General features: G+C 69.6%; 23 protein-coding genes. 13 read left to right on the plus strand and 10 right to left on the minus strand.

The features are described from left to right. The first annotated feature begins 3 nt into the window (after positions 1 to 3). Positions 4 to 1095 (plus strand): tetratricopeptide repeat protein, encoded by a 1092-nt coding sequence (locus AB0F72_RS22355; protein WP_360434514.1) that lies wholly within the window; start codon positions 4 to 6, stop codon positions 1093 to 1095. Between the two features lie 226 nt (positions 1096 to 1321). Continuing rightward, a complete protein-coding gene (locus AB0F72_RS22360; protein WP_360434517.1) occupies positions 1322 to 2368 on the plus strand; it encodes a phosphatase PAP2 family protein in 1047 nt (348 codons plus the stop codon). Positions 2369 to 2618: 250 nt separating this feature from the next. On the opposite strand, the gene AB0F72_RS22365 is transcribed toward AB0F72_RS22360, so the two are convergent. Further along, entirely contained in the window at positions 2619 to 3785 is a 1167-nt protein-coding gene (locus AB0F72_RS22365) for a hypothetical protein (protein ID WP_360434520.1), read from the minus strand. Positions 3786 to 3929: 144 nt separating this feature from the next. Here AB0F72_RS22365 and AB0F72_RS22370 point away from each other — a divergent pair, with 144 nt between their 5' ends. The 6 genes from AB0F72_RS22370 to AB0F72_RS22395 all read left to right on the plus strand — a co-directional run bounded on the left by AB0F72_RS22370 (position 3930) and on the right by AB0F72_RS22395 (position 10963). Continuing rightward, positions 3930 to 4892, plus strand: a complete 963-nt coding sequence (locus tag AB0F72_RS22370) for an intradiol ring-cleavage dioxygenase (protein ID WP_360434523.1) — start codon at positions 3930 to 3932, stop codon at positions 4890 to 4892. Between the two features lie 106 nt (positions 4893 to 4998). Continuing rightward, positions 4999 to 5733, plus strand: coding sequence for a response regulator transcription factor (locus AB0F72_RS22375; protein ID WP_360434526.1), 735 nt, complete (start codon positions 4999 to 5001; stop codon positions 5731 to 5733). Beyond that, a complete protein-coding gene (locus AB0F72_RS22380; RefSeq protein WP_360434529.1) occupies positions 5717 to 7072 on the plus strand; it encodes an ATP-binding protein in 1356 nt (451 codons plus the stop codon). The genes AB0F72_RS22375 and AB0F72_RS22380 overlap by 17 nt, the downstream gene beginning before the upstream one ends. A gap of 45 nt (positions 7073 to 7117) precedes the next feature. Next, a complete protein-coding gene (locus AB0F72_RS22385) occupies positions 7118 to 7828 on the plus strand; it encodes a Pr6Pr family membrane protein (RefSeq protein WP_360434532.1) in 711 nt (236 codons plus the stop codon). 635 nt (positions 7829 to 8463) lie between these two features. Beyond that, entirely contained in the window at positions 8464 to 9636 is a 1173-nt protein-coding gene (locus tag AB0F72_RS22390) for a M23 family metallopeptidase (RefSeq protein ID WP_360434535.1), read from the plus strand. 262 nt (positions 9637 to 9898) lie between these two features. Further along, positions 9899 to 10963, plus strand: a complete 1065-nt coding sequence (locus AB0F72_RS22395) for a serine hydrolase domain-containing protein (RefSeq protein ID WP_360434538.1) — start codon at positions 9899 to 9901, stop codon at positions 10961 to 10963. Positions 10964 to 11094: 131 nt separating this feature from the next. On the opposite strand, the gene AB0F72_RS22400 is transcribed toward AB0F72_RS22395, so the two are convergent. Further along, complete coding sequence (locus tag AB0F72_RS22400) at positions 11095 to 13275, minus strand: AGE family epimerase/isomerase (protein ID WP_360434541.1); 2181 nt, start codon at positions 13273 to 13275, stop codon at positions 11095 to 11097. A 27-nt stretch (positions 13276 to 13302) separates the two neighbouring features. Then, positions 13303 to 15384, minus strand: a complete 2082-nt coding sequence (glgX, locus tag AB0F72_RS22405) for a glycogen debranching protein GlgX (protein ID WP_360434837.1) — start codon at positions 15382 to 15384, stop codon at positions 13303 to 13305. Positions 15385 to 15595: 211 nt separating this feature from the next. On the opposite strand from glgX, the gene AB0F72_RS22410 reads away from it, so the two are divergent. Continuing rightward, on the plus strand, positions 15596 to 16384 hold the full coding sequence (locus tag AB0F72_RS22410; protein WP_360434544.1) for a DUF4239 domain-containing protein: 789 nt from the start codon (positions 15596 to 15598) through the stop codon (positions 16382 to 16384). Positions 16385 to 16392: 8 nt separating this feature from the next. Here AB0F72_RS22410 and AB0F72_RS22415 read toward each other — a convergent pair whose 3' ends face one another. Genes AB0F72_RS22415 through AB0F72_RS22445 form a run of 7 tightly spaced genes read right to left on the minus strand, consistent with a single transcriptional unit; the run spans position 16393 to position 21186 of the window. Then, a complete protein-coding gene (locus tag AB0F72_RS22415; protein ID WP_360434840.1) occupies positions 16393 to 16680 on the minus strand; it encodes a Dabb family protein in 288 nt (95 codons plus the stop codon). A gap of 11 nt (positions 16681 to 16691) precedes the next feature. After that, the gene (locus AB0F72_RS22420; protein WP_360434547.1) at positions 16692 to 17468 is read right to left on the minus strand and encodes an aldolase/citrate lyase family protein; all 777 of its coding nucleotides are present in this window, start codon (positions 17466 to 17468) and stop codon (positions 16692 to 16694) included. A 13-nt stretch (positions 17469 to 17481) separates the two neighbouring features. Further along, positions 17482 to 17712: a tautomerase family protein gene (locus AB0F72_RS22425; protein WP_360434550.1), complete on the minus strand. Its 231-nt coding sequence runs from the start codon at positions 17710 to 17712 to the stop codon at positions 17482 to 17484. A 4-nt stretch (positions 17713 to 17716) separates the two neighbouring features. Further along, positions 17717 to 19381: a thiamine pyrophosphate-binding protein gene (locus AB0F72_RS22430; RefSeq protein WP_360434553.1), complete on the minus strand. Its 1665-nt coding sequence runs from the start codon at positions 19379 to 19381 to the stop codon at positions 17717 to 17719. A 9-nt stretch (positions 19382 to 19390) separates the two neighbouring features. Continuing rightward, positions 19391 to 20167, minus strand: a complete 777-nt coding sequence (locus AB0F72_RS22435; protein WP_360434556.1) for a DJ-1/PfpI family protein — start codon at positions 20165 to 20167, stop codon at positions 19391 to 19393. An 18-nt stretch (positions 20168 to 20185) separates the two neighbouring features. Continuing rightward, positions 20186 to 20527 carry a cupin domain-containing protein gene (locus tag AB0F72_RS22440; RefSeq protein WP_360434559.1) on the minus strand — a complete coding sequence of 114 codons (342 nt, stop codon included), beginning with the start codon at positions 20525 to 20527 and terminating at the stop codon, positions 20186 to 20188. A gap of 20 nt (positions 20528 to 20547) precedes the next feature. Beyond that, positions 20548 to 21186: a DJ-1/PfpI family protein gene (locus AB0F72_RS22445; protein ID WP_360434562.1), complete on the minus strand. Its 639-nt coding sequence runs from the start codon at positions 21184 to 21186 to the stop codon at positions 20548 to 20550. Positions 21187 to 21450: 264 nt separating this feature from the next. On the opposite strand from AB0F72_RS22445, the gene AB0F72_RS22450 reads away from it, so the two are divergent. The 4 genes from AB0F72_RS22450 (at position 21451) to AB0F72_RS22465 (ending at position 26135) form a co-directional block, all read left to right on the plus strand. Next, on the plus strand, positions 21451 to 22863 hold the full coding sequence (locus AB0F72_RS22450) for an MFS transporter (RefSeq protein WP_360434565.1): 1413 nt from the start codon (positions 21451 to 21453) through the stop codon (positions 22861 to 22863). Between the two features lie 472 nt (positions 22864 to 23335). Continuing rightward, on the plus strand, positions 23336 to 23830 hold the full coding sequence (locus tag AB0F72_RS22455; RefSeq protein ID WP_360434568.1) for a hypothetical protein: 495 nt from the start codon (positions 23336 to 23338) through the stop codon (positions 23828 to 23830). A gap of 52 nt (positions 23831 to 23882) precedes the next feature. Beyond that, positions 23883 to 24410 carry an ATP-binding protein gene (locus tag AB0F72_RS22460; protein ID WP_360434571.1) on the plus strand — a complete coding sequence of 176 codons (528 nt, stop codon included), beginning with the start codon at positions 23883 to 23885 and terminating at the stop codon, positions 24408 to 24410. Between the two features lie 108 nt (positions 24411 to 24518). After that, a complete protein-coding gene (locus AB0F72_RS22465; protein WP_360434574.1) occupies positions 24519 to 26135 on the plus strand; it encodes a cellulase family glycosylhydrolase in 1617 nt (538 codons plus the stop codon). Positions 26136 to 26210 lie beyond the last annotated feature (75 nt).

The following is a 26210-nucleotide window of genomic DNA, read 5'->3' on the forward strand; positions in this document are numbered from 1 at the left end:
GCGGTGACGGCCGCGTCGCGGGCCCGCGCCCTGGCCGGGGTGGGCCGGCTGTCCGACGCCGAGGCCGAGGTCCGTGCCGGTCTCGCGCGGCTGCCCACCGACCCGGAGCTGCTGGCCCTGCTGGCCGGCCTGTTGCGCCTGCAGGGCCGGCGTGCCGAGGCGCTGGCAGCGGCGGACGCGGCGGTGGCGGCGGCCCCGCATCTGTCCGGCACCCACATCGAGCGGGCCGAGTGCCTGCTGATGATCCCGTCCGGAACGGAGGAGTCGTCCGAGACGTCGCCAGCATCCACGGCGTCGCCAGCATCGGGCCCGTCGACAGCGGAGTCCGACGAAACGCGCACCGCGGAGGCTCTCCGGGAGGCGCGGGAGGCGGTCCGCCTGGACCCGGCGCACCCACCGGCGTACCGCGTCCTGGCCCGTGTCCTGTCCTCCCGCCGCGAGTTCGACCAGGCGCGCGAGGCCGCCCGGCGGGCACTGGCCCTGGACCCGCACTCGGTCATCGATCTGCTCACCCTCGGTGAGATCGAGCGGCACGCCGGCCGGCGCGGGGCCGCCCGGGCGGCGGTCGGCGCGGCCCTGGCCGAGGATCCCGGCAATCCGGACGGCCGCTGGCTGATCGCCCTGCTCGACGCGGAACGCCTGCGGGTGCGCTCGTCGCTGCGCGGGCTGCGGGAGCTGGCCGCCGACCATCCGGACAAGCTCGACGTGACAGCGCTGACCTGGCCGGTCCGCGGCCTGCTCGGCGGTTTCCGCCGCGGTCTCGGCGTCGGTGTCCCGCTGGTCGTGCTCCTCGCCGGCTGCGCGCTGCTCTGGCCGTCCTGGGAGCTCGCCGCCCGTGCGGCCGCCGCCACGGTGACGCTCGTGATGATCGGTTTCGGTCTGCGGGTGCTGGTTCCGGCGGGCCTTCTGCCGTGGCGATGCCTGGCGCTGCTGCCGGTCCGGACACGCCGCGCGGTGCGCGCCGGATGGGTCGCGGCAGGCGCGACGGTTGCGCTCCTTCTCGGGTACGGGGTGACCGCGCTCGCCCTGCTGCCGGTGCTCGCGCTCGTCACCCTGGCCGTGCTGCTCGTCACCGGTAGGGCCGACCGGATGTAACAGGCGTGTTTCCGTTGCGCGTTACATCACTATTACGCCGTTAAATCTTGCACAAGCTGCAAGATCGCCGGATGCTTTCACTCTGCGTTGATACCGGGGGAACTGTCATGGCGAATTCAGGCTCCGCTTGATCGGCCGTCACCCGCGCGCCACCGGCGTCCGGGTGCCGAACCCCAGCCCACTCGCGCCGGGCGCCCGCGCCGGCCGATCCGATCAGGAGCCCGCCGTGGCGAAGCACGCCGTCGAACACAGCCTTGCCGTCGAACCCCGCCCCGAGGTCGAGCCCGGACCGGCTGTCGAACCTGGCCCGGCTGTCGAACACGGACCGGCTGTCGAACCCGGCCCGGCTGTCGAACACCGCCCGGCCGTGGCGCGATCCGGCATCCTCTCGGCGTTACGCGAGTTGTCCCTGGTAGCGGTGCTGTTCCTGGTCTACAAGGTCGGCCGGCTCGCCGCCGACGGCCACGTCGACGAGGCGTTCCGCAACGCCCGGGCGATCTGGGACGCCGAGCGCTGGCTGCACCTGCCGAGCGAGCTGACCGTGCAGCGCGCCCTGCTCGACTGGCACGCCATGGTCGAGGTCGCCAACAGCTACTACGCGTACGTCCACTTCCCGGCGACCGCTGCCGCCCTGATCTGGCTGTACCTGTACCGGCCGGCCCACTACCGCTGGACCCGCAACGTGCTGATCCTGCTCACCGGGTCCGCGCTGCTGGTGCACTTCGTGATTCCGCTCGCGCCGCCGCGGATGTTCGGCGAGACCGGCATGCTGGACCTGGGCCACCTGTACGGGCCGGCCGTCTACGGCAACCCGGAGACCGACCACCTCTCCAACCAGTACGCCGCGATGCCGTCCCTGCACTTCGGCTGGGCCCTGGTGGTGGCGGTCGCCCTGATGGCCGCGATCGGTGGCCGCCGCCGGGCGTTGTGGCTGCTCCACCCGGCGATCACCCTGCTGGTGATCGTGGCGACCGGCAACCACTACTGGCTGGACGCCGCCGCCGGCGGGTTGCTGACCGCGGCCGCCTACGCCCTGCTCCGCCAGCACCGTCCCGCCTCCACCGAGGTCCCGCCGGCGACCCGTGCGCCCCACGGGCTCATCCCGGCCCCGCGAACGCCCGGCGACGAGAACAGCACCCTCGGAGATGACGACGACGCCCCCGGCGGCGAAGCGCACAGCCGGCACGTGGGTGTCGCCTACGCTGGCCGCCATGAGGCTCGACTGACCGGACCGCAGCAACGCCCGCGGCCTCGGCGGGACACCGACCGCTGACGGCGGCACGATCCGCGGCCGGGGCGCTGATCCGCTCGGGCGCCGAGGCCCACCCGCGCGACGCCGGCGTGCCGGAGGCGGACCTGGCCGCGATCAAGCAGCGGCTGCGGTAAAGACCCGCGGCGAAGGAACGAGCCCCGCCGCGCGATGCGACGGGGCTCGTGGTGTGCTGGATCAGCAGGGTGTGCTGGACAAGCAGGGTGTGCTGGACAAGCAGGGTGTGCTGGACAAGCAGGGTGTGCTGGATCGGTCAGGCGACCGCGTAGAGCGCCTCCGGAGTGACCGCGCCGGCGAAGACCCGGCCGTCATCCGTGAGCAGCACCGTGAAGAGCGAGCCGCTGAGCAGCCGGCCGCTGCCCCACTCGCCGCTCACCTTGGGCAGCGTCTCCAGCAGGCCGGCGATCGCCTCGCCGTCCTTGCCCTCCTTGCCGGCTTCGGCAGCCGCGCTCTCCAGTGACGGCGCGTCCTCGGGCAGCTTGGCGCTCAGGATCGACGTCCAGCCCTCGCCGACCATCGTGACGTCCTCGGAGCCGGCCACGTCCGCGGGCTTGGCGCCGTCCTGCTTGGCGCCGTCCTGCTTGGCGTGCTGCTCCAGCTCGTCGGAGGACGGCTTCACCTCTTCCACCTTCGCGCCCGGCGGCGGGTTGAAGGTGAACTGCTGCGCGTCCGGCACCGTGAAGCTGACCTGCTCGAACGCCACCCGGACAGCGGGCTTCGTGGCGTTCTTGGCGTAGACGTCGACACGCAGCGGGATGTGCTCGGCCGCGTCGATCGCGAGCCGGACCTGCCCGATCAGCGAGTTCGCGTCGCGCGGGCTGAGCACCAGCTCGTACGCGTCCCGCCCGGCCACCTCGGCCGCGCCGGTGGTGGTGACCTTGGTGGTGCCGTCGATCGCCGACAGGGCGGCGTCGGCGGCTTCCTGAGGCGTCGACGGGACGCCGCTCGGCAGCGCCTTCTTCTCCGCGGCGGCCTTCTCCTCGATGTCCTCCGGCAGCGTCACGTGCGTGCCGGTGTTGTCGCTGCTCTTCCAGATCCACACGTCGCCGGCGTTGCGGATCACGTCGGTCTCGCCGTCGGTGCCGAGCAGGGCGAGCCGTACCTTGTCGTCGCTCGCGTACCAGACGCGGGCCGTGTTGCTCCCGGAAACCAGGCTGGTGAGGCCGCCACCCTCGATGTTCTTCAGCAGGCCGGCGACGCCGGGCAGCCCCAGATCGGTGCTCTGCACGACAGTGCCGGAGAAGCCTGCCGGGTCGGCGCCCTGCAGATCCACCAGCAACTGCGCGGCGGAGCGCTCCGGCAGGGCCGGGTCGGCGCTCGCCACGATGGTTCCGGCCGCCGCGCCGCCCCCGATGACCGCAACCGCGGCGGCCGACGGAACGAGCCAGCGCAACGCCGGCCTAGACCTGAACACGGACACGATGTCCACCTCCCCCATCTCTGTCCATCATCGTGCTACGGCACCGCTGTGACGAGGCTGAGAAAGCCCCGTAAGGGACGCCCCTTCCTGGTCGGTCAGATAGCTTGAAATCGGAGTTTAAAGGACAAAAGGCGAAGGGCTTTCATGGGTACGTATGAAGGGCGCTCGCTGCCCCGGCCGGAGGAAGACCTGGTGGATCAGGGTTTGCTCTTCGACCTGGGCACGATGGCGCAGCGGCGGCAGGTCTTGAGGGCGCTCGGCCTCGGCGCGGTGGCTCTCGGGCTGGGCGCCTGCGGGGACGGCGACAGCGACGACACCCCGACGACAGCCACCTCGGAGACGAACACGGTCAGCGAGATCCCGGACGAGACGGCCGGGCCGTACCCGGGCGACGGCTCCAACGGGCCCAACGTGCTGACCGAGAGCGGCATCGTGCGCAGCGACATCCGGTCCAGTTTCGGCGACTCCACGACCACGGCCGAGGGCGTGCCGATGACGCTCACCCTGGACATCAAGGACCTGGCGAACGGCGGCGTGGCCTTCGCCGGCGTCGCGGTCTACGTCTGGCACTGCAACCGGGCCGGTGAGTACTCGCTCTACTCCGAGGGGATCACGAACGAGAACTACCTGCGTGGCGTGCAGGTTGCCGGCAGCACCGGGCAGGTGACGTTCACCAGTGTCTTCCCGGCCTGTTACTCGGGGCGCTGGCCGCACATCCACTTCGAGGTCTACCCGGACCAGGCCGGCATCGCCGACGCCGCGAACGCGATAGCGACCTCCCAGGTGGCGCTTCCGCAGACGGCGTGCGACACGGTCTACGCGACCACCGGGTACGAGAACTCGGTCACCAACCTGGCACAGGTCACGCTGGACAGCGACAACGTGTTCGGCGACGATTCCGGCGCGAGTCAGCTCGCGACCGTCAGCGGCGACGTGACGAACGGTTTCACGCTTTCCCTCGAGGTCGGGGTGGACACCACGACCACGCCGACCGGCGGCCAGCTGAGCGGGGACGGCGCGCCGAGCGGCGCCCCGGTGGGATCCGGCGGTCCCGGTGGCGCGCCGCCGAGCGGTCCGCGCCCGAGCGGGGCCGCGCCGAGCCGGTGACTGTGACTGTGACTGTGGCTGTGGCTGTGGCTGTGGCTGTGACTGTGACTGTGATTCAGCTGAGAGCTGCTCACGTCTGACCGCCGCCGCATGCCAAGGTGTGGGTGTGCGGTTGCTGGTGGTGGAGGACGAGGCCCGGCTTGCTGCCGCGCTGCGGCGGGGCCTGCAGGCCGAGGGTTTCGCGGTCGACGTGGCCGCCGACGGACAGGACGGCCTGGAGATGGCCCGCCACGGCGGGTACGACGCGATGATCCTGGATGTGATGCTGCCGCGTCTCTCCGGGTACCGGGTGGTGCGGCAGTTGCGTGCCGAGCGGCATTGGCTGCCGGTGCTCATGCTGTCGGCGAAGGACGGCGAGTACGACCAGGCCGACGGCCTCGACTGCGGCGCCGACGACTATCTGACCAAGCCCTTCTCGTACGTCGTGCTGCTCGCCCGTCTGCGAGCCCTGCTGCGCCGCGGCGCGCAGGCCCGCCCGGTGGTCCTCGCCTTCGGTGACGTGGAGCTGGACCCGGCGGAGCGCCGGGTGCTGGTGGCCGGCGCCGAGGTGACCCTGACCGCGCGCGAGTTCGCGCTGCTCGAGTACTTGATGCGCCGCCCCGGCCAGGTGGTCTCCAAGACCGAGCTGCTCGACCACGTCTGGGACGCCGCGCTGGACACCGCGCCGAACGCGGTCGAGGTCTACGTCGGCTACCTGCGCCGCAAGATCGGCCGGGACCGCCTGGAGACGGTCAGGGGAGCGGGATACCGCCTGGCTCAGGCCGGATCAGACGCGCCGGCTGGATCAGACGCGCCGGCCGGATCAGACGCGCCGGCTGGATCAGATGCGCCGGCCCAGTGAGCTGAGCCTGCGGGCGCGGCTGCTCCTGGTCTCCGCGGCCGGCCTGACGATCGGCCTCGCGGTCGGCGGCGCGCTGCTCGTCGCCGCCCTCGGCTTCGCGCAGAACCGAGCCGTCCACATCGAGACCCTGGAGACCGCGCGCGGCGTGAAACGCCTGGTCGACCAGGGGTCGCTGACAAACCCGATTCCGGTCACCCCGGGCGTCCAGGTCCAGGTCATCGACGACGACGGGAGGGTACGGTCGGTGTCCGCGACCGCCGACCGCCTGGTGCCCATCCTCTACCCGGACGAGTTGCGTGACCTGTCCGACGGCAGCGGCATGACGATCCCCGGCAACCGGATCGGCTTCGACGGCGAGGCCCGCGTCGTGAAGCTCAGCGCCGGCCCGCCCACCGACCCGCTCACCGTGCTCGTCGCGCGCTCGACCGACGAGCTGCGGCAGAGCGTGCACCTGCTCCGGATCACCCTGGTGATCCTGTTCCCGCTGCTGGTGGGGCTGCTCGCGGCCGGGCTGTGGCGGGCGCTGGGCGCCGCGCTGCGACCGGTCGACGCGCTCCGGGCCGGCGCCGAGGAGATCACCGGCGGCACCCGGGCGGGCCGCCTGCCGGTGCCCGACTCCCGTGACGAGGTGCACCGGCTGGCCGTCACCCTGAACGACATGCTGCACCGCCTCGACGCGTCCCGGGCCCGCCAGCGCGCGTTCGTCGCGGACGCCGCGCACGAGCTGCGCAGCCCGCTCACCAACATGCGCACCGAGCTGGAGGTGGCACAGCACCTGCCGGACGACACCGACTGGCCGGCGCTCACCGACGACCTGCTCGCCGACGTGCAGCGGCTGTCCCGGCTCGTCGACGACCTGCTGCTGCTGGCCCGCCAGGACGACGGCTCCACCCGCGCGCTCACCGCCCGGGTCGAGGAGGTCGACCTGGCCCAGTTCGCCGGCGAGGTCGCCGCCCGGTTCCCCGGCGTGGACTACCTGGACCCGGGCGAGCCGCTGCCGGTGCGCGCCGAGCCGGACGCGCTGGCCCGCGTCCTCGCGAACCTGCTCGACAACGCGGTGCGGCACAAACGGGACAGGGTCACGGTGACGGCCGCGGCCGACGGCCCGGACCGCCTCCTCGTGGTGACCGACGACGGCCCGGGCATCCCGGCGGCCGACCGGGAACGGGTCTTCCAGAGATTCGCCCGCCTCGACGACGCCCGCGCCCGCGACGCCGGCGGCTCCGGGCTCGGCCTCGCGATCGTCCGTGAGCTGGTCCGCAGGCACGGCGGATCGGTCATCCTCGGCGACGCTCACCCCGGCCTGCGGGTCGAGGTGCGACTACCCGCCCGGAGCTGAACGGAGGTACAGTCCCCGCGCAAAGATCATCAATGCGGGGGATGTATGAAGTCGCGTGTCTACCACGGTGCCCTGGCCGGCATCGTCCTCACCTCGCTGATCATCCAACTGGTCCTGACCGCCACCGACAGCGCGCCGGACGCCGCCCCCGCGCTCACCAGGTTCATCCGGCTGTTCAGCTACTTCACGATCCAGAGCAACCTGCTCCTGCTCGCCGCGGTCGTGGCCCTGGCCGTGAACCCGCACCGCGACGGCCGCCTCTGGCGCGTGATCCGCCTGGACGCCCTGCTCGGCATCGTCATCACCGGGCTGGTCTACGCCACCATCCTGGCCGGCCAGGCCGACCCGCACGGCGCCGCCTGGCTGGCCGACTTCGGCTTCCATTACGTGGCGCCCTGGGCCGCCCTGCTCGGCTGGCTGCTCTTCGGCCCCCGCCCCCGCATCGACGGCCGCACCCTGGCCTGGGCCGCCATCTGGCCGGCCGCGTGGATCGGCTACACCCTGGCCCACGGCGCGGCCACCGGCTGGTACCCGTACCCCTTCGCGGACGTGACCGAGCTCGGCTACCCGGCCGTTCTGATCAACCTGGGCGCGGTGGTGCTGCTGGCGGCGTTGATCGCCGCGGTGTTGCGCCGGCTCGACACCCGCCTCCCGTTCGGTTCGCCGGCAGCGTCCGAGTTCGAGGCTCCCGAGGTGCCGCATCCCCGTTCTGGTGGGGAGGCTGTCGTGGAACAGGAGAGTGGCGCGGGCCGGTAGATCCGAGCCCCGGTTCCTCCGCGCTGGAGTTCCATGGTGCGAGCCGGCGGGTAGCTGCGGAAGTTGACTCAGGCTTGCTCGCGGTTGCTGCCGGAACGAGGTTGAGGGCACACGATCCGGTCGCGGAACGCGGACAGGAGCGCACCGAAGCCCGCGCCAGCGTGGATGAGAGCACACCGAAGCCGTCCGTGTGCCTGCGTCCCGGCTATGGCGTAGGCGCGGGACCACGATGGCGTTGTGTGCGACCTCATCCACGTCGAGCGTCGATCTTGACGCTTCGCGGGCCCCGAGCGGCGTTGTTGATCAGCCAGCGTCGGGACATCGCGGTGGCAGCGCCAGGATCAGTGCCCTCGGCTGTGGGTCGTAACCGTAGGCGGACGACCTCGTACCCCGGTTCGAGGTCCATCTCGATGTCGTAGCCAGCGCGCGTGGTGTGGAACGTACGGCCCGGCTTTGCCGAACAGTGTGTGAAGGAGGAGGGCAGGTAGCAGCATGAGGAACTGGCTCGAAGAAGTTGGTGGGCAACACGCCAACTCTTTCTCGAGCCGACGCTCGGAGTCCAGCAGCGGGGAGCCACGATGTCGCAATGTTCGCCGGTATCGTCCGAAGCAGGACGGCCGGGCGCGTACCGGAGAATGGTCGCGATCATCGCCGGGGGAGCGGCGCTGATGCTGCCGGCCGCCGGTGTGCCGGCGACCGTGCATGCCGCCGGCCCGGCGACGGTGTTGGCTTCGCCAGGGGTCGCCGGCGCTCAGATCCTGGAGACCAGGGTGCTGGCGGCGCCGTGGCCGGTGCCGGCGAGCGACGACCGGACACATCTGGTCTACGAGGTCGTGCTGCGCAACGTCTCCGCCGGGCCCGTACACCTGGAGCGGGTGGAAGTGCGGGAGCCGGACCGCACCGATCCCGTCGCCGTCTACGACTCCGGCGCGATCGAACACGTCATGCTGGACCCCGGCACCCGCACGTTCGACCGGGCGCTGGCGCCCGGCGAGTCCGGTTCGCTGCTGCTCGACGTCGCGGTGGCGGCCGGGGCCCGGGTGCCGGCCCGGCTGATCCACCGCTTCGATGTGTCCGGAGCCGCCGGCCGGACAGTGCGTGGCGCTGCGACGGAGGTCGACCGGCGCGAGCCCCTGCGCCTCAGCCCACCGCTGCGGGGCGGCGGTCTCGCCGTGTACGGATGCTGCCGACAGCCGTTCGCGCACCGCCAGGCCCTCATGGACGCCGGCGGCGGCACGTTCGCGGCCCAGCGGTACGCGATCGACTTCGTCCGGACCGACGACGGTGTGCGCAGTTACGCCGGTGACCAGGCCCGTAATGAGAGCTACTTCATCTTCGGCGACGATGTCACGGCGGTGGCCGACGGCCGGGTGCTGGCGGTCCGGGACGGCGTGCCCGCGAACACGCCGGAGAATCCACCGGCCAGCCGGGAAGCCGGGGATCTGTCCGGCAACTTCGTGATCCAAGACCTCGGCGGCGGGGCGTACGCTCTCTACGCCCACATGCAGACCGGCAGCGTGCGGGTCCGAGTGGGGGACCGGCTCACCCGTGGGCAGACATTCGGTCTGGTCGGCAACACCGGCAACTCGACCGAACCGCACCTGCATTTCCACGTGGTCGACGGCCCGGGCCTGCCGTTCGGCCTGGCCGGCGACAGTGTTCCGTACACCTTCGATCACTTCCGGATCCAGAACCGGATCGCCGGTCTGGACAGCGACCCGCAGGCGCCGGTACGGGTGGCCGCCCCGCCGGCGCCGGACCGCGCCGGGCGGTACCCGCTCACCGGTGATGTCATCGATTTCCGGTGAACCCGGCGGCCGGAAGTGCCGAGGCCGTCACCGACGTCCTCGTGGCCGGTGCCGGTCCGACCGGGCCGGAGCAACGGCCCCGGCCTCTTTCCGGATCTTCGCCACGGCCCGGAGCGCCGGCACTGACAATGGACAAATGCGACGCTCAGTGCTGTCCACGTTGACGATCGCCGCGCTGGCGGCAACCGGGTGCTCCGTCATTCCAGCCCACGCCGGAGGTCCAGCCCACGCCGGAGGACGATCCGCCGGATGCGGTCCGACAGTGCAGCCGCGCGGCACCGCCGCACAGATCGTCGACATCGCCCGGACGGCGCGCGGAGAGCTCGATCTCGGGGCGGCACTGGTCCGGGTGACGATCGGCGGGCGGGAGGTCGTGACCGCGGCGGTCGGCGAGTCGATGACCGGTGTCCCGGCGACCACTGACATGCACTTCCGCTCCGGGGCGGTCGGCATCGCGTACCTGGGCATCGTGCTGTTGCAGCTGGCGGACGAGGGAACCGTGAAGCTCGACGATCCGATCTCGCGCTGGCTTCCGCAGCTTCCCCGGGCCGACAAGGTCACGCTGCGGATGCTGGGCAGCAGCACGTCCGGCTATCCGGACTACGTGACCTACGAGCCGTTCATCGACCGGATCTACGCCGACCCGTTCCGGCAGTGGACCGAGCGGGAGCTCGTCGACCTCGCCATGTCCCGCCCGCTGTGGTACGAACCCGGCACCAACTGGAGCTACTCGCACGCCAACTTCGTCATCCTCGGCCAGGTCCTCGCCCGGATCACCGGCACGCCCGTCGCCGAGCTGCTGCGCCGGCGGGTCCTGAAGCCGCTCGGCCTCACCGCGACCAGCAGCCAGGACGACGCGGTCATCCCGCAACCCGTCCTGCACGCCTACACCATCGAACGCGGGAAGTACGAGGATTCGACGTACTGGAACCCGTCCTGGACCACCGCGGCCGGCGCCGTCCTGACCACGGACATCTGCGACCTGGAAGCCTCCGCGCGGGCCGTCGGCACCGGCCGCCTCATCTCCGCCCGCGCCCGGCGCACCCAGCTCGACCCGGGCACCGTCGGCCTCGGCGGGCCCACCAAGAACTGTCCCGCGACGATCTGCGTCCATCACACCCGGGAGAGCCACTACGGGCTCGGCCTCATGGTCAAGAACGGCTGGATCCAGCAGAGCCCGTCGTTCGCCGGCTACTCCGCCGTGCAGACCTACCTGCCGGCCAAGGGCATCGCCATCGCCGTCGCGGCCACCCGGGGCCGCACCACGACCGCGGTCAACTCGGCCGTGACCGTCACCGACCGGATCGCAGCCCTGCTCAACCCCTGAGCACCGCAGCTGATCAACTTGGGGTCCGGCGCCGCCGGGCACCCGCGGCGGCCGGTCGGAGACGCAACGACCAGGCGCTGCCCTCGTGAGCGCAGCGCCTGGCCAGCGGGACGGCAGACGCTTGGACCACGTCACCCGGGCTGCGCGGTGGTCACCAACTCCTGGTTCAATTCGCTGTCCGCCAGTTCGCCGGAGACCTGGCCGTATGCGCCGGTGACGGCGAGCCGGAAGTCGCGATGCTGTTTCGCCACGGAGAGGTAGCGGACCGCCTCCGGGTCGAGGTAAACCAGGTCGTTGGCTTCCAGCACAACAGTCGTAGCGCCGCCGTCGAGCGCACGCTCGAGTTCCTCGCGTAGGACGGGCACGCGCTGGGCGCTGAGTGAGCCGGCCAGCGTGATGCGCGCGATGCCACCCGACAGGTCCCGGGTGTCGGCGCTGAAAGCGCATGCGGCGGGAACGAGGCGTACCCGTACCTCTTGCGGCTCGGTGCTGTGCGGGAGGGTCACGGTGAGCGCGTCCGCGTCGAAGTCGGGGTGTTCGCGGCCGTCCACCCAGACCTGCATGAGCTTGACGGTCCCGGGCGGCAGCAGGTCCGGCGCGACGCGCAGCAGACCACCGCCGAACGCACCCGGCCGGGGTGCGAAGAAGAGGTCGATCGGCTGTCGGCGGCTTTCCAGGCCGGAATAGATCGCGGCCAGGTAGCCCAGTTCGGCGCTGTGGTACATCCCCATGGCGTGCGAGCCCTTGCTGCGCTCGCCGCCGAGCATGAACGGGTTGCCGTTCGCCAGCACGTTGAAGAAGACCCCGCCGGCTTGCGTGTCGAGCATCCATCCGTTGTAGAAGGCGGAGCTCTCCCGGGCGTACTTGGCGTAGCTGGGCTCGTCGAACACCGCATTGAGGATCTGGTAGGCGAGGATGCCCTGTTCCTGCTGCCACCATGCCTTGCGGTCGTGCCAGACCAGGCGGTGGAAGCGTTCTCCCGGACCGGTGTGCCGCTCCACCATGTCGTACCAGCCGCCGCGCTGAGGGTCCATGCCGACCGCCGGCATGAGATCGGCGATCTTCTTGGCCATGCTCACGTACGGTGCCTTCGGTCGCACGTTGTTGACCCGCGTCAGGTTCCAGGCGATCTTGAGATTGTGCCCGACGATGGCGCGGTCCTGTTGCTGTCCGTAGTGCCGGTCCGGGCTCCAATCACCGAAGAACTTCTCCTGTACGAACGGGCTGCTGTCGTAGTCCGGGAAATGCTCGGTGATCTGGTCGCAGAGCGACTCCAGTTCGTCGGCGTACCGCTGTTCCCCGGTCGCCAGGAAGAGATTGATCAGGTACGCCGGGATGTGGTCGCCGACCGAGTTCCAGTTCTTGCGGTCGCGGTTGGTGTGGCCGTCCACGTCGAGCGCCGGACTCAGCGGGTCGAAGGTCACCGGGTCGATGTGCGAGTAGTAGCCGCGCCGCGGTGTGCCGTCGGCGTAGCAGGTCTTGTCCTCGAAGTACCGGTGAAACATGTTGATCGTCATGTCGATGATCTCGCGCAGTCTCGGGTCGCCGGTGATCCGGAAGACTTGTGTCAGGCCGGCCAGCGCGTATACCTGCTCGTAGCAGGGAATGGCGTCGAAGTCGTCGCCGGACTCCGAAGCGAAAATCTTGCGCTGGGTGCCGTCCGGGCGGAGATCGAGAGCGTGGTACCAGTAGGCGACCTGGTCAGCGCGATCCACGAAGCACAAATTCTCGATCAGATATGCGGCGCCAGCCACGGCCCCGTCGAGATGGCGGCGGTTCCCGGACATCAGGTATGCGGTGGCCAGACCGTACACCAGGCGGGAGACGGTATCGGTCTCCTGGCGCAGGCCGGAGGTCTTCGCGCCTTCCATGGTGAGGTCGGTGCGGTAGTCACGGTAGTCGAACGTCGCCGATCCAGCGCCGAACTCGCTGTCGAGGTAGAAGTCGGCCAGCTTGCTCACCTGCTGCGTCCACCAGCTCGGCGACTCGAACTTGAACTCGTCGGCGGCCTTGCCGAACAGGAGCACATGCTTGGCCTCGAAGGCGGTGCCCGCCTCGGAGTCGGACGGGTAGAAGACGCCGTACACGTGCAGCAGCCGGCCGTGCTCCAGCATGGCCGGCAGCTGGGCGGTGGCATCGATGTACGCCTCACCGAGGTTGCGCAGCATCTCCGCGGTCGTGGTCGGGGTGAGCCGCACGACGAACGGCCGCCCGTCGGAGGTGTTGATCTGGAACTGTCCCGCCTGCGGATCGGCGCTGATGACGTAGCCCGCGACGAGGTCCGAGAAGGTGAAGTCGATGTTATTAGGCACGATGCCCTCAATTTTCTGTGAAACCGCTCAACTGCTTGGGCGGGAGACGAGAACGATGACGCTGCGCTCCTGCGCGGTATAGGTCGCGGTGAGCACGGCCGGCTCGATGCCGGGATCGGCGATGTCGCTGCCGGTGGGCAGCGAGGTGTCGACGGCCCGCGCCCAGCTGTGCCCCGGCACGGCGGGAAGCTGGAAGTCGAGCGGAGCCCAGTACATGTTGGCGATGATGTGGAGATCGGGATCGTCGCCGACGCCGCCGAGGGTGCAGGCGAGGGTGCGCGCCTCCGGATCACCCCAGTCCGGGCTGGACAGCTGTGTTCCGTGCCAGGTCAGGTCCGCTGTCCGGCCGTTGGCCGAACGGCCGGTGAAGAACGCCGGCTGCCGCAGCACGCGGTGTGTCCGGCGGAACTCGATCATGCGCTGCCAGAAGCGGAGCAGCTCGGCGTTGGTCTCGGGCAGTGACCAGTCCAGCCAGCCGATCTCGTTGTCCTGGCAGTAGGCGTTGTTGTTGCCTTGCTGGGAGCGCCCGAACTCGTCGCCGGCCAGGAACATCGGCACGCCCCGGGACAGCAGCAGCAGGCCGGCGAGGTTCTTCGTCTGCCGCAGGCGCAGTGCCCGGATCGCTGGGTCGTCGGTGGGTCCCTCGGCCCCGCAGTTCCAGCTGATGTTGTCGTCGCTGCCGTCGCGGTTGCCCTCCCCGTTGGCCTCGTTGTGCTTGCCGTCGTACGACACCAGATCGGCGAGCGTGAAGCCGTCGTGGCAGGTGACGAAGTTGATGCTGTTGGTGGGCCGGTGCCCGCGGCTCTGGTACAGGTCGGCGCTGCCAGCGAACCGGGCCGCCACGTCGCCGGTGATGCCGGGTTCGCCGCGAACGAAGCGGCGCATGGTGTCCCGGTAACGGCCGTTCCACTCCGCCCACCGGTAACCGGGGTAGCGGCCCACCTCGTACGCGCCCGCCGCGTCCCACGCCTCAGCGATGATCTTGCGGTCGGCGAGAACCTCGGAGAGCTCGATCTGCCAGACCACCGGTGGCTCGTCCAGCACCGCGCCGTCGACGCCACGGGTCAGCACCGCGGCCTCGTCGAAACGGAAACCGTCCACGTGCATGTCGCGGGCCCAGAACTCCAGGCATTCCACGATCATCTTGGTGACGATCGGGTGGTTCGCCATCAGGGTGTTCCCGCAGCCTGAATAGTCGTAGTAGTACCGCGGATCCGCCGGGTCGACGTAGTAGTAGTTGGCGTTGTCGAGACCGGCGAAGGAGAACAGCGGACCCAGGTGGTTGCCTTCGTCCGTGTGGTTGAAGACCACGTCGAGAATGACCTCGATGCCGGCGCTGTGGAGCGCCCGCACCATGTCGCGGAACTCCACCAGGTGGGCCCCGTGCTCCGGGGACACGCAGTACCCGGCGTGCGGCGCGAAGAACGCCGCGGTGCTGTATCCCCAGTAGTTCGTGAGGCGGCGGCCGTCGACGATGCGAGCCTCACTGTCGTCGAAGTCGCAGACCGGCATCAGTTCCACCGCGGTGACGCCCAGCGACCGCAGGTACGGGATCTTCTCCACCACGCCGGCGAACGTGCCGGGATGCCGCACCTGAGAGGAGGGTGACCGGGTGAAGCCGCCCACGTGCATCTCGTAGATGACCAACTCCTCCATAGGGCGGCGCAGCGGCTCGTCACCGGCCCAGTCGTAGTCGTCGCCGTCGACGACCACCGACCGCAGCGACGTCGCCACGTTGTCACCCGGCCGGCAGGCCGAGGCTCGATCCCACAGCCTGCGGTCGAGCCCGCGGGCGTACGGGTCGACGAGCACCTTGTCCGGGTCGTAGCGCAGCCCCGCCCCCGGACCGGGCCCGAAAGCCCGTATCCCGTAGATGACCGGTGCCCGCAGCCCCCGGACGCGTACGTGCCACACCGCGAAGGTGCGGTTGTCCTCCGGATCCAGGGTGACGATCTGATACGGTGCCGGAGAATCGTGCCGTTCGAAGAGCAGTAACTGCATCGCCACCGCATGCTCCGAGAAAACGGCGAAATTGATGCCCCCGGCATCCGGGTGCGCACCGAGCGGATGTGACGAGCCCCGTTCGACGGGGCACGGTGGACGACCGATTCCCGGTTCCGGGTCAGCTGTCTGTAAACTCATTCTGGTCTCCCTTTCTGGCGACCTGCCCCAGCCGCCGGAAGCAGCAACGCACCGCGGTCCGTCCGGCATTTCAAGCATTGCCGAAGAACCCCACGTTCGCTGATGAAATGCCTGTTCATGGTGCATGCCGGTGCCGCCCCGCCTACCTTTGAAAAATCCCCGAGGGAGCGGAGCTATCGTGGAATTCTGGCTCGTTCAACACGTACCGGCATGGTTCGTGGGCATCGTGCTTATAATCGGACTGCCGATAGTCATGCTGGTCTCGGACGCATTCATTCATCGCACTCTTCCGCATCGTCGGCTGGGCCTGCACAACGACGTCACCGGCGTCATCGTCCTCGTGGTCGGCGTCGCCTACGGAATTGTCATCGGACTGTGCGTGGTGTCGCTTTGGGAACGTTACAGCGAGGCCAGGGACACCGTCGTCGAAGACGCCGTCGTCGTCTCCGCGCTCGTCCCGGCCGGCGCGGTCTTCGACGACCAGACCCAGCGTCGAATGGCCGAGGCCGTCATCCGCTACGAGGCCGACCAGGTCACCGACTGGAACGCCCGGCGCGATCAGGGCCTGCACACTGCGTCCGCGGCCGACCTCGGCGAGATCACGGGCATCGTCGCCGCCCTCCAACCGGCCACGGAAGCACAGCGGGCGTACGTCGAGCACGCCATCAAGACGATCGGCCGCGCCGAGCACTCTCGCAACGACCTCGCCGTCGAGGTGGACGAGCAGTACATGTCGCCGGTCATGTGGTTCGGCGTGCTGGTCTCCACCGTGGCGATCCTCGTCATGTGCCTGTTCTTCGGGCTTGACGACGCTCTACTGCGGCGCATCCTGCTGACCATGTCCACCGCGGTGATCGCCACGAACCTGTTCCTTGTGATCGAGATGAACTACCCGTACTACGGATCGTTCGCCGTGACCCCCGGCGCGTACGAGGAGGTGATCGCCCACTTGCGGCGCGGTCTCTGAGCCGTCGGTCAAACCTCGTAGTCGACGACGGCCCAGGACTCGCGGACGTCCTTGAGGAGAACGCCCAGCCGAAGGTGTGCGGGGTGAGTCAGGAAGACGGCGAACGCCTGGGCGTCGGTGAACTCGGCCTGCACGCACATGTCGTACGCCTCCGGGATGCGGGCCGTGTTCATCCCCACCTCCACCCGCCGGATCACCCCGGTGTCGGCCGGCAGCGCCCGGACGATCGGGGCGAGTTCCCTGGCGATCTCCTCCTTGCCCCGGCCGGGCAGATCGGACCGCAGGCGCCACAGCATCACATGCTTGATCATTCGGTGGTGGCCATCGACGCGGACCGGTCGACCGCGGCCACCTGGCCGGCGAAGCGGCCGAGCACATCGATGTCGATGCCGAGCACCACGTTGCGAAATCCCTGTCGGATCCGGGTGTTGGCGGACTCCGGAACCAGCGTGACGATGCCGCACCAAGCGCCGGCCTCGTCGCAGGCCGCCAGCACGTCGCGGTGTGCCTGCTCGACCCGGGGGTGATCCACCTGATCGCCCAGGCCCATCTCCATGGCCAGATCGAGGGAGCCGAGAAGGACGCCGTCCACGCCGTCGACCCGGACGATGTCGCGGACGTTGCGCAGGCCGTCGAGGGTCTCGATCATCGGGATGACCAGCATGTCCTGGTCCGCCGTGCGGATGTACTCGGTCAGCCGTACGCCCCACCCGCAAGCCCTGCCGAGCCCGATGCCGCGGACGCCGCGGGGCGCGTACGTCGCGGCCCGCACCGCCTGCTCGGCCTCCTCGGCGGAGCTGACCTCGGGCACGATGACGCCGTCGACGCCGGTGTCCAGCGCCCGCTTGATCGCGATCTTGTCGTTCCAGGGCACCCGGGCCAGCGTGCTGATGCCCGAGGCGGCCGCAGCCTGCGCCAGCGTCTCCAGTTGCTCCACCGTCAGCGTCGTGTGCTCCAGGTCGAACCAGAGGTAGTCCACGCCGGACCGGGAGAGAATCTCGGCCACGACGGTGCTGTTGATCGTGACCACCGTGCCGATGCACGTCCGGCCCGCTCGCAGGTCCTGCTTCAAAGTGCCGGTCATCTTCGCTTCCTGTCTACAGGCCTTCGGCCCGCGCCTTGAGCGCCGCCTCCACCGAGGGCGGCGCGTGTTCGGAGAAGGGTGTGCCGCCGGCGGCGACGGAGTCGAGCGGGTGTTCGTTGATGAAGACGTAGATCCGTTCGATGGGCACGTCGAGCACCTCGGCGGTGATCTCCGAGTAGCGGCGTAGCAGCTCGTTCTTCTGTGCCCTGCTGCAGAGCACGGTGCTCAGCATGACGACAGGCATGGCCTCACGCCCCGGCGAGCGCCCGGCGCGGGAGCTCCACCTCGTACGGCGGGTAGACCTCCGCGTCGACCAGCACGTCGATGACGGCGGGCCGGCCGGAGGCGAGAGCCTCGGTGAACGCGCCGGCGAAATCCGGCAGTCGCTCCACTCGGGCGCCGTGCGCGCCGCACGCTCGCGCGTAGGCGGCGAAATCGGGATCCGCGAAGTCGGTGAACGCCGTCTCGTGGAAGTGCATCAGCTGGAACTGTTTGATCACGTTGAACCCGCCGTTGTTGAAGATCACCCAGACGACCGGCAGGTTGTGCGCCACGGCGGTCAGCAGTTCGAAACCCGCCATCAGGTACGCCCCGTCACCACAGCCGACGATCACATGCCGGTCCGGGTTGGCCGCCCGCACGCCGATGGCCCCGTTGACATTGCTGGCCATCGGGCCGAAGCTGCCCGGATTCTGATAGATCTGCCCGTGCGAGAGCCGCAGGTACGCGTTGAGCCACAGCATGTGACCGCCGGCGTCGCCGAGCACGATGGCGCGTTCGGGCAGCAGGCGGTTCAGTTCCCGTACCAGCAACGCCGGGTGGATCCGGGAGCCACCGGCCACCTCGGCATCGGCGTGCTTGCGCATCTCCCACCGGCGTTCAGGAATGGAGCCGACGCGCTCGCCGAGCGCCGCCGACAGGGCCCGTACCGCCGGCCGCACGTCGGCGACGATGCCGTGCCGTGGCCGGTACACCTTGCCGATCTCGGCCGGGTCTATGTTGACGTGCACCAGGTCCTTGCCGTCGAACAGATCCGGGCTGAACTCGAAGGTGGCGTTCTGCGCGAAGGAGTTGCCGAACGCGATCACCACCCGGGCGTCGTCGAACAGGCCGGCCGCTGCGGGGTCGCCGGCGGTGCCCAGGACGCCCGCCGACAGGGGATGGCTCTCCGGCAGGATGCCCTTGGCGTCCATCGTGGTGGCGAACGGGACCTGGAACCGCTCGACGAACGCGAGCAGGTCGTCCGCCGCGTGGCTGCGGACGGCGCCGTACCCGATCAGGACGAGCGTCTCGCCGTCGCGTACCACTGTGGCGACGGTCTCCGCCGCCTCGGAGATCGCCTGCGGGGCCGGAGGCACCGGGTCGACGGCGACCGAAATGGTGCGGAAGGCCGGCACCGGCATCCGGAACACGTCCGTCGGCACCTGCAGGTGGACCGGGCCGGGACGGCCCTCGAAGGCGAGCCGCACCGCCTGTTCCAGGACGTCGATCACGGTGCCCGGATCCTCGACGAGGAATGAGCGCTTGGTCGTGGCCGCGAAGATCGACCACGAGTCGGGGGTACGGTGCAGCCCGCTCGCCTCGTTCAGAGCGCCCTTGCCACGCCATCGAGCCGGGGTGAACGCCGAGATGGCGAGTACCGGCAGAGAGTCCGAGAGCGCGACGGCGAGCCCGGACAACAGGTTGAACTCACCCGGTCCCGCGGTGGCGAAGCAGACTCCGAGCCGATCGGAGAACATGGCGTAGCCGCAGGCCATGAACGCCGCGCCCTGCTCATTGCGGACGATGACGGTCTTCGTGGTGGCCGAACGCAGCGACAGCAGCATGGAGGCGTTGGCCTCCCCGGCGCCACCGAAGACGGTGTCCACCCCGATCGCGCCCAGATTGCGGACGATCGCCTCACCGACGTCCATCGTGGCTCCTCACCGGCCGCTGAGCACGGGAGTGCGCCGGCGCAGCTCCTCGACGAGGGCGGTGCCGAACGCGATGGACGACTCCGCCGACGTCGCTGTCACGAACGGCCAGTCGACGACGACGCAGGGCCGGTCCCGGCTGGTCGACGGGTCGGCGGCCACCTCGCCGTCCGGGCCGGCCGCGTCACGGGCCAGATCCTCCAGCGGCAGCAGGAACCCCGCGCTGACGATGTTGGCGCCCTGATTGTCCGGTGTTGCGCCGTACAGCTGGTACGACATGTCCGCGGTGAAGTCCCAGGCACGGGGATGTGCCGTGATCCGGCGGCCGTGCACGACGCTGCGGTGCCCGGCCGCCGGGTCTCGGGTCATCACCAGCGCCGCCACCGCGAAGCAGATCGCGCCGATCGGCAGGTCGCGCCGGTAGGCGTCCAGGATCAGCCGGTGCAGGGCGCCGTTGTTCGCCAGGTCCAGGTCCGCGCCCGGCCCGCCGGCGATGACGAGCCCGTCATGGTCGGACATCGAGACGTCGGCGAGCCGCATCGGTCGGGCCCACTCCTCGGAGGCCACGAGCTCCTTGGTTCGCCGGCATCCGTCCGGTGGGTTGACCTTGTATTTCTGGATCGGGTCGAAGAAGTCCGGGTCGACGCTGACGGCGAACGGTAACGGTGTCTTGCCCTGCGGCGTGGCCAGCGTCAGCTCGTGACCATCGGCGCTGAGCGCGTCCCACGGCGCCTGCAGCTCCTCAGCCCACACGCCGTAGTTGGACGCCACCACCAGTAGTCTCATAAAATCGCTCTCCATTCATCAGGCCGGGGCGCGTTGATAAGCGCCCGCGACATCGCGGACCGGGCTGAACACGTCGATTGCCTCGGTGTCTCCCACGGCCACGAATTCGTGATTGACATCGGCGGGAACGAAATAGGAGTCGCCGGCGGATATCTCTGAGTACTCGTCTCCCACCGTCATCCGGAACCCGCCCTTGATCACGTAACCGAACTGTTCCTGCGGATGTGCGTGCCGCGGTACGACGGCGTTGTCCGGAAGGTTCCAGTGCACCGCCGAGATGTGGTCGCCCTCCCCGAGCACCTTGAGGAGAACGCCGTTGCTCAGTTCGATTCCGCGAAGGTCGTGCGCAGTAGTGATCAATGTTTGCCCCTCTCTCCGTCTTATCCGGCCAATGCCGGGATGCGCGCGTCCGGCGCGAAAACCGGTGGCCGGCCGGACAACAGATCGATGATGGTGCGGGCGAACTGGTGGCAGTGCGCGCCGGTACGAGCGGTGACCAGGTCACCGTCGACCACCACGTCCGAGTCGACGTAGATCGCGCCCATGTTCTGGACGTCGCCGTGCAGATTGTTGTGCGCGACGACGTGGCGCCCGCGCACCAGTTCCGGCAGCGGTGCCACCAGCCAGAGTCCGTGGCAGATGATCCCCTTGAGAAGGTCCGGCCGGGCGAACGCGCGCCGCAGAAACTCCGTCGCCGGGGGCAGTACGCCGACATCGTCGGTGTATCGCAGGCGATCGGCGACCATACCGGACGGTATGATCACGGCCGCCAGAGAATCGAGCACGGCCTCCATGTCGCTTTCGAAATCGGTGTCGCACACGAGGGGCGCTCTATATTCGTGACCGGTGAACGTGAGCGAGGCCTGCCCCCACAAACGGGTCAGGAAGCGCGTCTCGGCGCCCTCTTCCGGGAATCGATGTTGGTAATAGGCGATTTCGGGCTCGTAGTAGTCGCTCTCGATAAGGACACCGATCGCCCGCCCCTCGAGCGGGCGCGCCGAACCAGTTACATCGATCATTCGTGAATCCCGTCGAGTCGCAGGTCAGCCGCGCCGTGCACGCCAAGTCTCGCGGGTGGGCAGCCACCCGATCAGGGTTTTCGGGAAGTCGCACCCGTTCATCCGAGCGAGCCGCGGTTCTTCGGCCGGCACACGAAAGATCAGTCCGCGGCGACCTGGTCAGATCTTTGTTGCGATGGCTGGACACCCGCCTTCGCCTCGGTTCCTCGACCGCGCGGGATGCTGAGGCCCCGGTGGTCCCACAGCCGCGCTCCGGCGCGGACGTTGGCGCTGACCGGCTTCGACGAGGTGGTCGACGCGACAGTGGACGGTGTGCCCCGGAAACGGCTGGATCTGCTGGTCGCCGATGTGATCAAGGACGAGTGCGGCGTCTCCCGAGCCGTCGCGCGGGCCGTCCAGGACCGGGCGACACGGTACGCCACCACGCTGTGCCATGATCAGGAAATGCGGGATCCGGCGAGTGCGGCTGTGCCGGTGGTCCGCACCTCGTTGTTGCTGCTGGCCTACTGCGCGTTCATCAGTCTCGGACTGCCCGACGGTCTGCTGGGCGTGGGCTGGCCGTCGATGGCCGCCGGCCTGCGGCTCTCCACCGATACCGTCGGCGTGCTGCTGTTCGCCAGCACGGTCGGCTATCTGATCTCCAGCGTCGCGGCCGGGTTCACCATGGCGCGGCTCGGTGTCGGCCGGCTGCTGGCCGGCAGCACGGCGCTTGCGGGCCTCGCCCTGGCCGGGTACGCCGTGTCGCCCGCCCTGGGTCTGCTCGTGCCGTGTGCGCTGCTCGCCGGCTTCGGCGGCGGAGCGGTCGATGCGGGCCTCAACGCGTACGCCGCGAGCGCGTTCGGTCCCCGGCACATGAACTGGCTGCACGCGTTCTTCGGCCTCGGCGTCGCCCTCGGCCCGCTGATCATGACCGGGGTGATCAGCGGTGGGCTGTCGTGGCGGTGGGGGTACGGGCTGGTGGCCGGCGCGCAGGCGCTGCTGGCCATCGCCTTCGCTGTCACCGCGCGGGCCTGGAGGCGGGACGACGCCGGTGGCGCGAACACGCCCGGCGCCGACGAGCGACCGGACGGCCAGCGACCGGACGGCCGGCGGCAGGCGACGATGTCCCCGCGGATCGGGGCGACACTGCGGATGCCAGCGGTGTGGCTCGGCGTCGCCGCGTTCGCTGTCTACGTCGGTGTGGAGGTGGCGACCGGTCTGTGGGCGTACCTGCTGCTCACTGTGGACCGCTCGGTGAGCCCGGCGATCGCGGGGCTGTGCGTCTCGGCGTACTGGGGAAGTCTGTTCGCCGGTCGGGTGGTGCAGGGCTTCACCGTCGAACGGCTGGGCACCGGCCGGACGCTCACCGCCGGTCTGGCCGGCATGCTGACCGGATCGGTGCTGGTGGCGCTGCCCGGCCCGGGCTGGCTGGCCGTCGCCGGGCTGATGATGATCGGCTTCGCCGCGGCGCCGGTGTTCCCGCTGCTCATGCTGACGACCGCGGACCGGGTCGGTGGCGCGCATGCCGACCGGGTGATCGGGCTGCAGATCGCGGCGAGCGGTCTCGGTGGCACCCTCATCCCGGCCGGCGTCGGTGTGCTCGTCGAACGGGTCGGCGAGCACACCCTCGGCCCGTCGCTCGTCGTGCTGTCGCTCATCCTGCTGGCGTTGTACGCGGCCATGACCCGTCGCCGGTGAACCGGCGCGGCCGGGTCGCCGCTGGGCCGGGCCGATCCCAGGGAACTGAGATCAGCGCCGTTTTCACCGACAGCGAGCTTCCGCACCTCGCGAGGAACGCCTGCTCCGCACCGACCGCATCGGCCATCCATCGCTGAGTGGTGCCGCGGCCGCGGTCCTCCAGCGGCAATCCAGACGCGCGTCCCCGCGCGGAGGGGCGTGACCTCGCCCCGGCCGTCGACCTGCCACCGGGCTGTCGTTCACCGTCCGAGAAGGCGGCGGCGGAGGTGGACGACGCCGTTGCGGAATCGGCGCACCCACGAGAACAGTGGGGGGCGCCAGACCCGAACCGGCGGTATTTCCGTCGTATTGCCGACGCTGCCATTCGTCGACGTCAGTGCGTCATGCGAGCCGTGCGCCGCGACAAAGCCTCATACTTGCCGGGCGCTGCCGGCCATGAATGGCACTCTCGCGCTGTTCACAAGGAGGCTCAATGATCGTTCTGGTCGCGACCGTTGTCGGTGCCCTGGGTGTGATCGCCTCGCTCATCTTCAACGGATGGCAAGCCAGGCAGATCCTCAAGCAGATCCGGTTGCAGAATTCCGTGGCGGGACTGAGCGGCACGCACCAGCCGATGGAACTGCTGCACGGCGTCCTTCGAACGATCCTGGACAAGCCCGCCCTGAGGCCTTTCTTCTACGAGGGCACGCCCCTGCCGTCCACGCCGGACGAACTGCGGTGGCAGGTCCTGACCGTCGGGGAGATGCTCGGGGACGTCCTCGAGGTGGGGCTTTATCACACCAAGGAGATCAAGGCCACCGGCGCCTATGAGGATTGGTTCGACTACGCGTCGTTCGTCATGCGGCAGAGCCCGGCACTGAATCACCTGGTCCGAGAGCATCCCGGCTGGTACCCGAAATTGGTTCCGTTGCTGACCGGCGACGAGCAGGCCGGCGCGGCGGGCGTCCCGTCGCTGCCGGGCCGGTGACCTCTTCGTGGCGTCGTAGCACTGCACGCGCGCGTCGCTAGCATCGGATCCCGTGATCGTATGGATCAACGGCACCCACGGAGCGGGCAAGACGACGACCAGCGCGCTCGTGCGGCAACTGATCCCGGACTCCCGGGTGTTCGACGCCGAGAAGGTCGGTGAGACCCTCATGGACATCACGCCGGGCCCGCCCGAGACGGACAACTTCCAGCATTGGCCGCCGTGGCGCCCACTCGTCGTCGAGACCGCCCGCCACGTCCTCGACTACACCGGCGGCACGCTGGTGATCCCCATGACGGTCCTGGTCGAGCAGTACTGGCGCGAGATCAGCGCGGGCCCCGCCCGGTACGCCATCCCGGTCCGGCACTTCGTCCTCCACGCCGACCAGGACACCCTCCGCGGACGCATCGAGGGAGAACACCTCGTTCCCTCCCCGTTCCGCCTGCACTACCTCGAGCCCTACGCCGAAGCGGCCCGCGGATGGCTGCACGCCGAGGCCGAGGTCATCGACACCACCCACCTCACGGCCTCCGAGGCGGCCCGGCGCATCGCCGACGCCGTCACCACGAGACCTGTGTGACGGCTCCGCCCGACATTCAGACGGGTACCCGGGAAGTAATGACAAGACATAGATGTACTGCGATGATGGGAGCGCTCCCAATGCGTCCGTGACCGAGAGGGTACGTCGATGAGTTCGCTATCGAGGAAGGCCGGGCTCGCGTTCCTCGCCGCCGTCCTGGCCCTCGCCGGAGCCGTGTACGGCGTGATGAGACCGGCGTCGGCCGAGGCCGTGGCCCCGTTGAACGGCCCGCAGCTGGTCGCGGACATGGGCGCCGGCTGGAACCTGGGCAACACGCTCGAAGCCAGCGTCGACGGCATCCCCAGCGAGACGGCCTGGGGGAACCCGGTGGTGACCCAGGCGTTCATCGACCGGGTGCGGGCCGCGGGCTTCCGGACGATCCGGATCCCGGTCTCCTACCTCGGGCACATCGGCGCCGCCCCGGACTACACCGTGAACGCGGCCTGGCTGAACCGGATCCAGGCGGTCGTCGACTACGCACACAGCCGCGGCCTCTACGTGCTGATCAACATGCACGGGGACGGCTACAAGTCCGTCTCCGGCTCCTGGCTGATCTGTGACGCGTCGTCGCAGACCGCGATCCAGGAGAAGTACCGGCGGGTCTGGCAGCAGGTGGCGACCAGGTTCCAGAGCTACAACGAGCACCTGATCTTCGAGTCCATGAACGAGAACTTCGATGGACAGTACGGCAATCCGACGCAGCCGTGTTATTCCAACATCAACGCCTACAACCAGATATTCGTGGACACCGTACGCCGTACCGGAGGAACCAATGCCTCCCGGTGGCTGCTGGTGCCCGGCTGGAACACGAACATCGACTACACCGCCGGCAACTACGGCTTCGTGATCCCGACGGACCAGTACCGGTCCGCGACGATCCCGGCCGGGGAGCAGCGTCTGATGATCTCGGTGCACTACTACGACCCGTGGGACTTCACCGGCACCGAGGACGGCACCATCACCCAGTGGGGCGCCGGCGCGACAAACCCGGCGAAGAAGTCGGTCTGGGGCCAGGAGGACTTCCTGGACGGGCAGATGAAGAAGATGCACGACACCTTCGTCACGCGCGGATACCCGGTGTTCGTCGGTGAGTACGGCTCGATCGACAAGACGGCGTACGACGCGTCCAGCAACAGGTACCGCGCGGATTACGCCCGGGCCGTGGTGACCGCCGCCAAGAAGTACGGCGCGGCCACCGCCTACTGGGACAACGGCTGGAACGGGCAGCACGGCTTCGGCCTGTTCGACCGTGGTTCCGGCGCGGTGACCCAGCAGGGCATCGTCGACGCCATCATGAGCGCCATCGGCACCCAGCCGTCCAGCTCACCGTCGTCCTCACCCTCGTCGTCACCGTCCAGCTCGCCGTCCGCGTCACCCAGCACGTCGCCCAGCTCCTCGCCGTCGACCAGCCCCGGCGCCTGCCGGGTCACCAATGCGGTCAACGCGTGGAACACCGGCCTGACCAACAGCATCACGATCGCCAACACCGGCACGACCGCGATCAACGGCTGGCGGCTGGCCTTCACGCTGGCCGGGGGACAGACCATCACCTCCGGCTGGAGCGCCACCTATGCGCCGGCCAGCGGCACGGTGACCGCGACCAACGCGAGCTACAACGGCGCGATCCCGGCGGGCGGGTCGGTGAGCATCGGCTACCAGGCCGGCCACACCGGGAACGCCGCTGCGCCGACCGGCTTCACGCTGAACGGCGCCGCCTGCGGCTGACCCACCGCCTGCGGCTTACCCCCCCTGCCGCTGAACCCCTGCCGCTGACCCACTGCCGACGGGCCGGAGCTGCTT

It is taken from the genome of Actinoplanes sp. NPDC023936 (assembly GCF_040639325.1).
Lineage (GTDB): Bacteria > Actinomycetota > Actinomycetes > Mycobacteriales > Micromonosporaceae > Actinoplanes.